The organism is Enterobacter sp. B79-1 (assembly GCF_057444735.1).
On record NZ_JBYAZJ010000014.1, the window covers coordinates 1 to 11,090 of the forward strand.

Below are 11,090 nucleotides of genomic sequence, written 5' to 3' on the forward strand. Positions count from 1 at the left end.
TGGCGTATATTACGCTTTCCTCTTTCAGAGTCAACCCGTTATTTCAGGATTTTTTCTCTTCAACCGACCCGGTTGTTTGTGAAGTGATTCACATCTGCCGTGTCGATGGAGGCGCATTATAGGGATCCCATTTTTTAGCACAAGTGTTTTTTAGATCTTTTTTTCCGACTGCTGATTTTCCGCGCTTTTCGCTGAAATCCCGCCCGATCTGCTTAAATATTGACGTATTTTGCCTTGCCACGATCCCAAAATATGATCAAAGTCTTCTGTATAGCGTCCATCTGTTGAGGTAGATATGTCTGCAGTACTACGTCCTTATAAAGATCTGTTCCCCCAAAAAGGCGATCGCGTGATGATCGATGCCAGTAGCGTCGTGATTGGCGATGTCCGAATGGCCGATGATGTGAGTATCTGGCCACTGGTTGCGATCAGGGGAGATGTTAACTTTGTGTCTATCGGCGCACGCACCAACATTCAGGACGGCAGCGTTCTTCATGTGACGCATAAATCTTCTTATAACCCTGAAGGTAATCCTTTAATCGTTGGGGAAGACGTTACCGTCGGCCACAAAGTGATGCTCCACGGCTGCACGATAGGTAACAGGGTACTTGTTGGTATGGGTTCAATTTTACTGGATGGCGTAACAGTGGAAGATGACGTGATGATTGGAGCTGGTAGCCTGGTCCCGCAAAACAAACGTCTGGAAAGCGGCTATCTCTATTTAGGCAGCCCGGTAAAACAGATCCGCCCCTTAAAAGAGGCGGAGCTCGAAGGATTAAAATACTCTGCAAATAACTACGTCAAATGGAAGAATGAATATCTGGATCAAGACAACCAGACCCAGCCTTGATCGTCTTCCTGCTGATCGCGGATTAAATCGCTGGCTTCCTCTTCAAGATCCCAGCGATTTTCGCAAAATACTGCTAACGGGTCTGAACCGCCAAAACGACGCAGTAGCGTTTCCCCAGTAATTGCACAGGTCAGCTGCATTCCGTGCACCAGCACCGGGAAACAAACCGCTTGCTGATTTTCATCCCAGATTTCTCTGTCAGGAAAGTGGATCGCCTGATTCACGCCATCAGTTCCTGTTTCAGTTTTTCGATCACGGGTTCCACTGCAGGCAACACACCGTGCCAGAGCAGTACTGCATGAGCTGCCTGGCCCACCAGCATGCCCAGACCATCAGCCAGATGCTTCGCGCCGTGTTGTTCACACCAGGTCAGAAAAGGTGTTTTGCCTTTCTGATAGAACATGTCGTAGCAATAAACGTGGGCACTTACCAACGAAGCAGGGATCGCGGGCACTTCACCGCCAATACCGCTGGAGGTCGCATTAATGACAAGGTCGAACTCATTGTCGGCAAGGTCATCAAGCGCAACAGCACTGACGCTACCGGTATGGGCGAACAGCGCAGCCAGCTCTTCTGCACGGGAGAATGTTCGGTTGGTAATCGTTACCGCACAATCCATTGAAAGAAGAGGAAGCAGCACGCCCCGTGATGCCCCGCCCGCGCCAATCAGCAGGATCCGGAAACCACGCTTAATAAATGAGAGTCTTTCTAAATCGCTGAGTAAACCAATCCCATCAGTGTTGTCACCCAGAAGTCGGCCATCCTCGAGTTGTTTTAGCGTATTTACCGCACCAGCAAGCGCCGCGCGCTCGGTCAATTCATCCGCGCGTTCAAAAGCGTCTTCCTTAAAGGGGACTGTTACATTCGCACCTTTACCTCCCGCCTCAAAAAAAGCATTCAGCGTCGTCACAAATGCATCAACAGGGGCCAGCACGCGACCATACGGATGATCTATCTGCAGTTGTTCAGCAAACAGCTGATGGATCAACGGCGATTTACTGTGAGCGATCGGGTTACCAAAAACAGCATAGGTTTCCATGAGATTACCCCTGGCGAAAACGTTCGCCGGTCAAAGCGTCGCGAATTTCAGACGGATTCAGGCGCCCTCCCGTTTCACCGACAGCGACAGGAAAGTCATTCCCGAACTGCGCCAGTACTTCTTCGGTTGTCCGGCAAGGTGGCAATCCGGTCAGGTTGGCGCTGGTTGAGACCAGCGGTTTACCAAATGCCAGACAAAGCTCAATCACCAGCGGATGATCAGTTACGCGAACGGCGAGGGAATCAAAGCGTCCGGTTAACCAGCGCGGCGTTGTCGGCTGCGCCGGGAAAACGAAAGTCACCGGTCCAGGCCACGCGGAGAAGATACTCTCGCGCTGCGCCGGCGTCAGCATGGAATCATCGATGTAGGGTTTAAGCTGCTCGTAATTAGCAGCGATCAAAATTAGCCCTTTCTCGACGGGTCTTTGCTTTAGGGTGAGCAATCGGCTCACAGCGGTCTCGCTGTCAGGATCGCAACCGACCCCAAAAACAGCTTCTGTTGGATAGGCGATGACTTCTTCATTTTTCAGTACGTCCACGGCATGGGCAATGGAGCCTGATGGCAGGTTATTATTCACTGTTTTGATCCGCCGAAACCGGCTTTCCACATTGTTTACTGGCGCAGAAGCGTTTCATGCCTTGCGCGGTTTTCTTTTCTATAAGTAGCGGATAATTGCAATGAGGGCAGGTTCCCGCTACTGGTTTAAAATTGATAACGAACTGGCATTCAGGGTAGCGATCGCACGAATGGAAGTTCTTACCATAACGGGAGCGGCGTTGTACCAGTTGACCGCGCTGACACTGAGGACACGCAATCGCCGTTTCATCTGGCTTATCAATTTGTTCCGTATGCTCACATTCGGGGTAGCGGCTACATCCAATAAACATGCCGAAACGTCCCTGCCGCAGAGCTAGTTCGCCACCGCAGAGTGGGCAATGCTGACCCTCCAGAATTTTCACGATATGTCCATCCGCCTGGCTCTTCAGGGGACGGACATAATCACATTCCGGATACTGTGAACAACCGAGAAACGGGCCGTGTTTCCCGGACCGAATGACGAGCTCAGCCCCGCACTGCGGGCAGGGCTCGTTTTTATGCACCGTGAATAGTGCTGATTTGGCCATAACAACTCTTGGTCCCGCACATTGAATTAGTGCAGCATACCTTCATTCACTTCAAAGAGTAATTCTTCCATTTGCTGATAGGCATTTTCACAGCCTGGGATATTGAACAGAACCATCAGGATCACCCACTTGAGGTCTTCCAGTTCGAATTCTGCCGTATCCAGCGCCATGACGCGCTCTATCACCATTTCTCGCGTTTCGAGGTTTAGCACCTGAATCTGCTCAAGGAATAAGATGAATCCCCGGCAGCTGGCATCGAGCCTTTCACACTCTTCAGCTGTGTAAATGCGTACAGATAAGGGATCGGAAGCAAGCTGCATCGGTTCGGCGAGGCCGTCCTGATAATCAGCCAGTTTATCCAACCACATCAACGCATTGTAAATATCTTCCCGCTCAAATCCTGCTTCGGTAAGATCCCGTGTCAATTTGTCCTGATCCACGCGCATTTCTGCTTCGTTGTGGATGTAAGTCTCAAACAAATACATCAGTACGTCGAACATGGCATGCCCTCCTTAATCGGACATAGCCGCCGGGTACAGCTGCGATCCACCCTGCTAACTCCAGTTCAAGTAGCTGTGCTACCGTTACTGGCACAGGTTGGCCGGCACGTTCAGCGACAACGTCAACAGGTGTTACCTCATCTCCTACGTTAGCCAGGAGCTTGGGAAATGGCAATGCCACCTTCTCCTGATCTGACGAATAATGTTGCTTTTTAGGTTCATCTGTTAACCAGTGCAAGCCATACCGTAAATTTTCCAGGATATCCTCTATGCAAGTCACAGGCGTTGCGCCTTGCTTTATTAGCCAGTGTGGCCCCTCACATCCTGGATTTCCTATCGGACCGGGTAAAGCAAAGACCTCTCGCCCCTGTTCAAGCGCACATCTTGCCGTAACCAACGAACCGCTTCGCAAAGCAGCCTCAACGACCAGCACGCCCTGACTTAACCCACTAATAATTCTGTTACGTCGAGGGAAATTAGCCGGTCTGGGGGGCGTAGAAAGTGAGAATTCAGACACGAGCGCCCCCTCCGAATGAATAAGCCGCCTGGCCAGGGTCTGATGGCGACGGGGATAGATGCTAAAGAGTCCATTACCCAACACCGCCACGCTTGTGCCTTGTACTGACAATGCAGCGTTGTGGGCCACGCCGTCAATGCCACAGGCCAGGCCGCTGGTAATCGTGAAACCGCATTGTGAGAGCTGTTCACTCAGGATCCTTCCCCATCGCTCACCATACCAGGAGGGCGCGCGACTTCCGACAACAGCAAGTTGAACGGCATTAAGGGCCTCAAGGTTCCCCGTCACGAATAATGCCCCGGGATAATCAGGAAAAGTGCGAAGCAAAGGAGGATAAAGGGGATGGTCGGCAGTTAAGAGATAGTTCCCCGGCTGTTCCAGCCACACCAGGCTACGCTCAAGCTCACCTTCACTGAGAGCAAGAAATCGCCCAGCCTGCGTTGCTGACAATCCGGCTTCTCGAAGCGTCACGCCATCAATCGTTGTCTGTTTACTGAGCTGTGATGCGACTTCCAGCATTGCATCACCACATAGAGAACCTATGTGAATTAACCGTAACCATATCTCTGTCGATGTCATCCTTTCCCCTGCCACAAGCAGCCTCCGCAATCATTGCGATTGGTCACTGATGCTGTCAATCGATGAGGGATTTGTCTAGAATAGAGGTAGTATTCTTATCAACTCCTGAACACGACTCTGGAAATTTATGGCAGTTTTGCAAGTGTTACATATTCCGGACGAGCGCCTTCGCATCGTCGCTGAACCGGTTAAAGAAGTGAATGCAGAAATTCAGCGTATCGTCGATGATATGTTCGATACCATGTACGCCGAAGAAGGTATTGGCCTGGCGGCGACTCAGGTAGACATTCACAAGCGTATTATCGTGATTGATGTCTCTGAGAATCGCGATGGCCGCCTGGTGCTGATCAACCCGGAACTGCTTGAAAAGAGCGGTGAAACAGGTATTGAAGAAGGCTGCCTCTCCATTCCGGAACAGCGTGCTTTAGTACCGCGTGCAGAAAAAGTGAAGATTCGCGCTCTGGATCGTGACGGTAATCCGTTCGAGCTGGAAGCAGACGACCTGCTGGCTATTTGTATTCAGCATGAGATGGATCACCTGGTCGGTAAACTGTTTATCGATTACCTCTCGCCACTCAAGCAGCAGCGTATTCGTCAGAAAGTAGAGAAACTGGATCGCTTGCGTTCTCGCGCCTAAGATCCCCCCGGATACAAGGATCAACGTGTCTAAAACACTACGTATTATCTTCGCGGGTACCCCTGATTTTGCAGCGCGTCATCTCGACGCGCTGTTATCTTCTGGTCACAAGGTTGTTGGCGTCTTTACCCAACCGGACCGTCCGGCTGGCCGTGGGAAAAAGCTCATGCCGAGCCCGGTTAAAGTGCTGGGCGAAGAACATGGATTACCTATTTTCCAGCCCGCATCCTTGCGCCCTCAGGAAAATCAGCAGTTAGTGGCAGACCTGAACGCAGATGTCATGGTGGTAGTGGCTTACGGTTTAATCTTGCCAAAAGCCGTGCTGGATATGCCACGCCTGGGCTGTGTCAACGTGCATGGTTCTCTTCTTCCACGCTGGCGCGGGGCGGCACCTATTCAACGCTCTCTGTGGGCTGGCGATGCTGAAACTGGCGTCACCATCATGAAGATGGACGTAGGTTTAGACACCGGTGACATGCTGTTTAAGCTGGCCTGTCCAATTACTAACGAAGATACCAGTGCCACACTTTACGACAAGCTGGCAGATTTGGGCCCGCAGGGTCTCATTGAGACGCTGCAACAGCTTGCTGATAATACGGCGACACCTGAAGTTCAGGACGAAGCGCTGGTAACCTATGCCGAGAAACTCAGCAAAGAAGAAGCTCAGCTCGACTGGTCACTGTCTGCCGCTCAGCTTGAACGCTGCATCCGCGCTTTTAATCCATGGCCAATGAGCTGGATGATGATTGACGATCAGCCGGTGAAAGTCTGGAAAGCCTCGGTTATTGATGGTGATACCTCTGAAGAACCCGGCACGATTATTGAAGTCAGCAAGCAAGGTATTCAGGTCGCAACCGCGAAAGGCATTCTAAATCTTGAGTCTCTGCAACCTGCGGGTAAGAAAGCAATGAGCGCTCAGGACTTGTTAAATTCCCGTCGCGAATGGTTTATTCCTGGCAACCGTCTTGCCTGACCTCTTTCATTTTTAAGGCCCGGTGTTTCCGGGCATTTTTATTTTTACGGCTATGAAAAAACAAAATCTACGCAGTATGGCGGCACAGGCCGTTGAGCAAGTTGTCGAACAGGGGCAGTCACTCAGTAATGTCCTGCCCTCACTGCAGCAGAAAGTGTCCGATAAAGACAAAGCGCTGCTTCAGGAGCTGTGCTTTGGCGTTCTACGCACCCTTTCTCAGCTTGAGTGGTTAATTAGTAAGCTGATGTCACGCCCTATGACCGGCAAGCAACGCACCATTCATTATTTGATCATGGTGGGCTTCTACCAGCTACTTCATACACGCATTCCTCCTCATGCCGCGCTGGCTGAAACGGTGGAAGGTGCCGTTGCGGTTAAACGCCCTCAACTTAAGGGTTTGATCAACGGCGTACTACGTCAATTCCAGCGACAGCAGGAGGAGCTTCTGGCTGAATTTTCCCACAGCGAAGCACGTTTTCTGCACCCGGAATGGCTGTTGAAGCGCCTGAGAAAAGCCTGGCCACAGCAGTGGCAGGATATTGCTGACGCCAATAACCAGCGCCCGCCGATGTGGTTACGCGTCAACCGTAATCACCATACTCGGGATGCATGGCTGGCTATGCTGGAAGAAGCCGGAATGAATGGGTTCACACATGAAGCCTACCCGGATGCCGTACGTTTAGCCTCTCCGGCACCTGTACACGTGCTTCCCGGGTTTGAAGATGGCTGGGTCACCGTCCAGGATGCTTCAGCTCAGGGGTGTATGACCTGGCTTGAGCCACAAAATGGTGAGCAGATCCTCGATCTCTGCGCAGCCCCTGGCGGTAAAACGACACATATTCTGGAAGTTGCTCCCCAGGCGAGCGTAATGGCAGTTGATGTTGATGAACAGCGTCTTTCTCGCGTCTACGATAACCTGAAGCGTCTTGGAATGAAGGCTCAGGTCAAGCAAGGCGACGGACGTAAACCTGCAGAATGGTGTGGCGAATCGCAGTTTGATCGCATTTTACTGGATGCTCCCTGCTCGGCGACGGGCGTGATTCGTCGTCATCCAGACATTAAATGGCTACGCCGCGATCGCGATATTACGGAGCTGGCCCAACTGCAATCCGACATTCTCGATGCTATCTGGCCACATCTTAAACCAGGCGGAACGCTGGTCTATGCAACCTGCTCCGTACTTCCGGAAGAAAACAGCCAGCAAATTGCGGCCTTCCTTAAGCGTACCCCTGATGCAACATTACGCGATACCGGCACGCCGGAACGACCTGGCCAGCAGAATCTCCCTGGCGCCGAAGAGGGCGATGGTTTCTTTTACGCTAAGCTAATCAAAGAGTGATGTTGAGAACAGGTCACGAGCTATGAAAATTATCATTCTGGGTGCAGGACAGGTTGGCGGAACGTTAGCTGAAAATCTTGTTGGCGAAAACAATGACATCACGATTGTTGATACCAATGGCGATCGTCTGCGCGTTTTGCAGGACAAGTTTGACCTTCGCGTCGTGCAGGGTCATGGTTCACATCCTCGCGTTCTGCGTGAGGCAGGCGCTGACGATGCCGATATGCTGGTTGCCGTCACCAGCTCTGATGAAACCAATATGGTGGCATGCCAGGTTGCCTACTCGCTTTTCAACACCCCGAACAGAATTGCCCGTATCCGTTCTCCGGACTATGTTCGAGATGCAGAAAAACTGTTTAATTCTGAAGCGGTACCGATTGATCACCTGATCGCGCCAGAACAACTCGTTATCGACAATATCTATCGCCTGATTGAATATCCGGGCGCTTTGCAGGTTGTGAATTTTGCGGAAGGTAAAGTAAGCCTGGCAGTGGTGAAAGCCTATTACGGCGGGCCACTCATTGGTAATGCCTTGTCTACGATGCGTGAGCACATGCCACATATCGATACTCGCGTCGCTGCCATTTTCCGCCACGACAGGCCTATACGGCCGCAAGGCTCAACGATTGTTGAAGCCGGTGATGAGGTTTTCTTTATTGCCGCATCTCAGCATATCCGTGCGGTGATGAGCGAGCTTCAGCGTCTTGAAAAGCCTTATAAACGCATCATGCTGGTCGGCGGTGGGAATATTGGCGCAGGTCTGGCGAGACGACTGGAAAAAGACTATAGCGTGAAGTTGATCGAACGCGATCAACAGCGCGCTTCTGAACTCGCTGAAAAGCTGCAGAATACGATCGTATTTTATGGTGATGCGTCCGATCAAGAATTGCTGGCCGAAGAGCATATCGATCAAGTTGATCTGTTTATTGCCGTCACCAACGACGACGAAGCGAATATTATGTCTGCGATGCTCGCCAAACGAATGGGAGCAAAAAAGGTGATGGTACTTATCCAGCGCCGCGCCTATGTTGACCTCGTTCAGGGAAGCGTCATTGATATCGCCATTTCGCCACAGCAAGCGACAATTTCAGCCCTGCTAAGTCATGTTCGTAAAGCGGATATCGTCGGTGTTTCTTCACTTCGTCGCGGTGTTGCTGAAGCCATTGAGGCCGTGGCGCACGGTGATGAAACCACATCACGCGTTGTGGGTCGTTCAATTGATGAAATCAAATTACCCCCGGGCACAATCATTGGGGCTGTGGTGCGCGGGAACGATGTCATGATCGCCAATGATAATTTACGCATCGAGCAAGGGGACCACGTTATTATGTTCCTTACCGATAAAAAGTTTATTACAGACGTCGAACGCTTATTCCAGCCAAGTCCATTCTTCCTGTAATGATTCAGGTGCTCGGGTTAGAGCACCTGGTTATTAACCTTTAAATTTCTAAGACTTTTATTTTTCATAACCTTTATTTATCCTCGATGGCAATTAGCTAATCATTTGTTAAACTTATAGTCGTCAGCTGGCACAAGGAGAACATAATGAGTTTCATGAAAGAATTTCGCGAATTTGCGATGCGCGGGAATGTAGTAGATTTAGCTGTGGGTGTCATTATTGGTGCTGCGTTCGGTAAGATCGTTTCATCACTGGTTGCCGACATTATTATGCCGCCGTTGGGGCTATTAATTGGGGGCATTGACTTCAAACAGTTCGCCGTCACGCTCAGAGATGCACAGGGAGATATCCCGGCAGTCGTTATGCACTATGGCGTATTTATTCAGAATATTTTTGATTTCGTGATCGTGGCGTTTGCGATTTTTATGGCTATCAAGCTCATCAACAAGCTTAACCGTAAAAAAGAAGAACCGGCAGCAGCACCGCCAGCCCCTTCTAAAGAAGAAGTTTTACTGACTGAAATTCGCGATCTGTTAAAAGAGCAGAATAACCGCTCCTGACAGAACACTAAAAGCAGGAAGGCCAGTGGTAAATAAGCGATTCGCTTTTTTGCCACTGGCCTCCCAGTTACCCCGATTCCCATGTTTCCCTTTACGAAGATAACTCCCTTTCCCTTTTTTATTCTTCTCAACGCGCTGTCTGAAAAGCGGGTCGTGAAGTAATGCCTCAATGGCGTTATCCTTAATTTGTCCCTTCGTATGCTGATAGCGGCTCATAATTTCTCCTGAGCATGGTTTATGTTGACGCGAGTGTAGGCCCGGGCTGAGGGAAAATCAACATCCCTGCGTTTCCGTTTCGCCACTGGCACCCTGTTCCAAGGCTTCAAGAATAGAGCAATAAATGCTGCTGTGCGCAGTGCCACAGCATGCGTCATTCAATCTTTGCAGGGAACGCTGCATTGTCTGCAATTCCTGAATTCGGGCCTCAACTTCATCCAGTCGGGCCTGGACGATGCTTTTTGATTCCTGGCAAGTGTGGTGCGCCGGATCGATGCGGATCGACAGTAACTCGCGGATCGACTCAAGCGTGAAACCAAGCTGCCGTGCATAGCGGATAAACCGAAGACGCTGGAGATCGTTGTCGGTATAAAGACGGAATCCACCTTCCGTTCTCACCTCATGATCTATCATTTGCTGTTTCTCGTAGTAACGGATGGTATCTGGCGTTACGTTAGCGAGCTTTGCAAGTTCACCAATACGATACATAGTTATTCCTCATCGATTCTCTGCATTAACCTTTCACAATATTCACCGCGTAAAAAGTCAGTGCTCACACCAGCCTGGCGGAGTTTAAGCTCAATCAGCGTCAGTCGGCGGCTGAGCTCAATATGTTGTGGGTCATCTTTGCGAACACTTTTAAGTAGATCAACAAGTTCAATTGCCTCTCTTCGCTGTTCAAGTTCCGGAGGCAAACAGCCCGCATTTTTAAGTAAGCGGTATCCCGCACGTAATTCAGGTGCAATGTGCGAATCATCCTCCAACACGAGCGGTTCGCCGCTTCCTGGAAGATTATCGAATTCACCTTTGCGTTGGGCATCGCTGATATGGCGTTCTGCCCATTCATCGAGTAACCACATGATGACCTCCGCGGATGAACAGAAAAGATACAGATAGTGTAGAGAGGTGGTGATACTGAGGATATAAAAAAACCCGCCGGAGCGGGTTTTTTTACGTTACTACAGATTACTCTGCAGCAGCTTCTGCTTTCTCTGAACGATCAACCAGCTCGATGTAAGCCATCGGCGCGTTGTCGCCTGCACGGAAGCCACACTTCAGAATACGAGTGTAACCACCGGCACGGCTCGCGAAACGCGGGCCCAGTTCGTTAAACAGTTTTGCCACGATCTCGTTATCACGAGTACGGGCGAATGCCAGACGACGATTAGCAACGCTGTCAGTCTTGGCAAGAGTAATCAGCGGCTCAACTACGCGACGCAGCTCTTTCGCTTTAGGCAGGGTCGTCTTGATGATCTCATGACGAACCAGTGAACCTGCCATGTTGCGGAACATAGCCTGGCGATGGCTGCTGTTGCGGTTCAGTTGACGACCACTCTTACGATGGCGCATGACCTTA

At 50.6% G+C, this 11,090-nt stretch carries 16 protein-coding genes; 6 read left to right on the plus strand and 10 right to left on the minus strand.

What is annotated here, in order from left to right; all coding sequences use genetic code 11:
• The first annotated feature begins 295 nt into the window (after positions 1–295).
• Complete coding sequence (locus AC2T6E_RS22285) at positions 296–850, plus strand: gamma carbonic anhydrase family protein (RefSeq protein WP_089600752.1); 555 nt, start codon at positions 296–298, stop codon at positions 848–850.
• On the opposite strand, the gene AC2T6E_RS22290 is transcribed toward AC2T6E_RS22285, so the two are convergent.
• From AC2T6E_RS22290 to dprA, 6 genes are read right to left on the minus strand one after another with little or no spacing between them, the layout of a single operon-like run.
• Complete coding sequence (locus AC2T6E_RS22290; RefSeq protein WP_100167609.1) at positions 826–1,074, minus strand: DUF1488 family protein; 249 nt, start codon at positions 1,072–1,074, stop codon at positions 826–828. The genes AC2T6E_RS22285 and AC2T6E_RS22290 overlap by 25 nt on opposite strands.
• Positions 1,071–1,889, minus strand: coding sequence for a shikimate dehydrogenase (aroE, locus tag AC2T6E_RS22295; RefSeq protein WP_427354156.1), 819 nt, complete (start codon positions 1,887–1,889; stop codon positions 1,071–1,073). The genes AC2T6E_RS22290 and aroE overlap by 4 nt, the downstream gene beginning before the upstream one ends.
• 4 nt (positions 1,890–1,893) lie before the next feature.
• Positions 1,894–2,466: an L-threonylcarbamoyladenylate synthase type 1 TsaC gene (gene tsaC / locus AC2T6E_RS22300; RefSeq protein WP_126817764.1), complete on the minus strand. Its 573-nt coding sequence runs from the start codon at positions 2,464–2,466 to the stop codon at positions 1,894–1,896.
• Positions 2,459–3,013 carry a DNA topoisomerase family protein gene (locus tag AC2T6E_RS22305; protein ID WP_042717082.1) on the minus strand — a complete coding sequence of 185 codons (555 nt, stop codon included), beginning with the start codon at positions 3,011–3,013 and terminating at the stop codon, positions 2,459–2,461. Before AC2T6E_RS22305 ends, tsaC begins: the two co-directional genes overlap by 8 nt.
• Before the next feature lie 26 nt (positions 3,014–3,039).
• Complete coding sequence (smg, locus tag AC2T6E_RS22310) at positions 3,040–3,513, minus strand: DUF494 family protein Smg (RefSeq protein ID WP_042717081.1); 474 nt, start codon at positions 3,511–3,513, stop codon at positions 3,040–3,042.
• Positions 3,485–4,609: a DNA-protecting protein DprA gene (dprA, locus tag AC2T6E_RS22315; protein ID WP_253179280.1), complete on the minus strand. Its 1,125-nt coding sequence runs from the start codon at positions 4,607–4,609 to the stop codon at positions 3,485–3,487. Before dprA ends, smg begins: the two co-directional genes overlap by 29 nt.
• Before the next feature lie 127 nt (positions 4,610–4,736).
• On the opposite strand from dprA, the gene def reads away from it, so the two are divergent.
• The 5 genes from def (at position 4,737) to mscL (ending at position 9,517) form a co-directional block, all read left to right on the plus strand.
• Positions 4,737–5,246 carry a peptide deformylase gene (def, locus tag AC2T6E_RS22320; RefSeq protein WP_008503479.1) on the plus strand — a complete coding sequence of 170 codons (510 nt, stop codon included), beginning with the start codon at positions 4,737–4,739 and terminating at the stop codon, positions 5,244–5,246.
• A gap of 25 nt (positions 5,247–5,271) precedes the next feature.
• Positions 5,272–6,219 (plus strand): methionyl-tRNA formyltransferase, encoded by a 948-nt coding sequence (gene fmt, locus AC2T6E_RS22325; RefSeq protein ID WP_120159473.1) that lies wholly within the window; start codon positions 5,272–5,274, stop codon positions 6,217–6,219.
• Positions 6,220–6,271: 52 nt separating this feature from the next.
• Positions 6,272–7,558 (plus strand): 16S rRNA (cytosine(967)-C(5))-methyltransferase RsmB, encoded by a 1,287-nt coding sequence (gene rsmB / locus AC2T6E_RS22330; RefSeq protein WP_460213135.1) that lies wholly within the window; start codon positions 6,272–6,274, stop codon positions 7,556–7,558.
• 22 nt (positions 7,559–7,580) lie between these two features.
• Positions 7,581–8,957: a Trk system potassium transporter TrkA gene (gene trkA / locus AC2T6E_RS22335; RefSeq protein ID WP_089600737.1), complete on the plus strand. Its 1,377-nt coding sequence runs from the start codon at positions 7,581–7,583 to the stop codon at positions 8,955–8,957.
• 146 nt (positions 8,958–9,103) lie between these two features.
• Positions 9,104–9,517, plus strand: coding sequence for a large-conductance mechanosensitive channel protein MscL (mscL, locus tag AC2T6E_RS22340; RefSeq protein ID WP_042717071.1), 414 nt, complete (start codon positions 9,104–9,106; stop codon positions 9,515–9,517).
• Here the strand turns inward: mscL and AC2T6E_RS22345 are convergent.
• The 4 genes from AC2T6E_RS22345 to rplQ all read right to left on the minus strand — a co-directional run bounded on the left by AC2T6E_RS22345 (position 9,491) and on the right by rplQ (position 11,083).
• Positions 9,491–9,733, minus strand: a complete 243-nt coding sequence (locus AC2T6E_RS22345) for an alternative ribosome-rescue factor A (RefSeq protein ID WP_042717069.1) — start codon at positions 9,731–9,733, stop codon at positions 9,491–9,493. The genes mscL and AC2T6E_RS22345 overlap by 27 nt on opposite strands.
• A gap of 57 nt (positions 9,734–9,790) precedes the next feature.
• The gene (gene zntR / locus AC2T6E_RS22350; RefSeq protein WP_042717067.1) at positions 9,791–10,222 is read right to left on the minus strand and encodes a Zn(2+)-responsive transcriptional regulator; all 432 of its coding nucleotides are present in this window, start codon (positions 10,220–10,222) and stop codon (positions 9,791–9,793) included.
• A gap of 2 nt (positions 10,223–10,224) precedes the next feature.
• Positions 10,225–10,593, minus strand: coding sequence for a DnaJ family domain-containing protein (locus AC2T6E_RS22355; RefSeq protein WP_460213136.1), 369 nt, complete (start codon positions 10,591–10,593; stop codon positions 10,225–10,227).
• Positions 10,594–10,699: 106 nt separating this feature from the next.
• Positions 10,700–11,083: a 50S ribosomal protein L17 gene (gene rplQ, locus AC2T6E_RS22360; RefSeq protein ID WP_001216368.1), complete on the minus strand. Its 384-nt coding sequence runs from the start codon at positions 11,081–11,083 to the stop codon at positions 10,700–10,702.
• Between the last annotated feature and the right edge of the window lie 7 nt (positions 11,084–11,090).

Excerpts from the sequence above, each read along its gene's own strand:
- AC2T6E_RS22285 (WP_089600752.1), top strand. The coding sequence starts at position 296 with ATGTCTGCAGTACTACGTCCTTATAAAGATCTGTTCCCCCAAAAAGGC.
- aroE (WP_427354156.1), bottom strand. The coding sequence starts at position 1,889 with ATGGAAACCTATGCTGTTTTTGGTAACCCGATCGCTCACAGTAAATCG.
- AC2T6E_RS22305 (WP_042717082.1), bottom strand. The coding sequence starts at position 3,013 with ATGGCCAAATCAGCACTATTCACGGTGCATAAAAACGAGCCCTGCCCG.
- smg (WP_042717081.1), bottom strand. The coding sequence starts at position 3,513 with ATGTTCGACGTACTGATGTATTTGTTTGAGACTTACATCCACAACGAA.
- dprA (WP_253179280.1), bottom strand. The coding sequence starts at position 4,609 with ATGACATCGACAGAGATATGGTTACGGTTAATTCACATAGGTTCTCTA.
- def (WP_008503479.1), top strand. The coding sequence starts at position 4,737 with ATGGCAGTTTTGCAAGTGTTACATATTCCGGACGAGCGCCTTCGCATC.
- rsmB (WP_460213135.1), top strand. The coding sequence starts at position 6,272 with ATGAAAAAACAAAATCTACGCAGTATGGCGGCACAGGCCGTTGAGCAA.
- trkA (WP_089600737.1), top strand. The coding sequence starts at position 7,581 with ATGAAAATTATCATTCTGGGTGCAGGACAGGTTGGCGGAACGTTAGCT.
- mscL (WP_042717071.1), top strand. The coding sequence starts at position 9,104 with ATGAGTTTCATGAAAGAATTTCGCGAATTTGCGATGCGCGGGAATGTA.
- AC2T6E_RS22345 (WP_042717069.1), bottom strand. The coding sequence starts at position 9,733 with ATGAGCCGCTATCAGCATACGAAGGGACAAATTAAGGATAACGCCATT.
- zntR (WP_042717067.1), bottom strand. The coding sequence starts at position 10,222 with ATGTATCGTATTGGTGAACTTGCAAAGCTCGCTAACGTAACGCCAGAT.
- AC2T6E_RS22355 (WP_460213136.1), bottom strand. The coding sequence starts at position 10,593 with ATGTGGTTACTCGATGAATGGGCAGAACGCCATATCAGCGATGCCCAA.
- rplQ (WP_001216368.1), bottom strand. The coding sequence starts at position 11,083 with ATGCGCCATCGTAAGAGTGGTCGTCAACTGAACCGCAACAGCAGCCAT.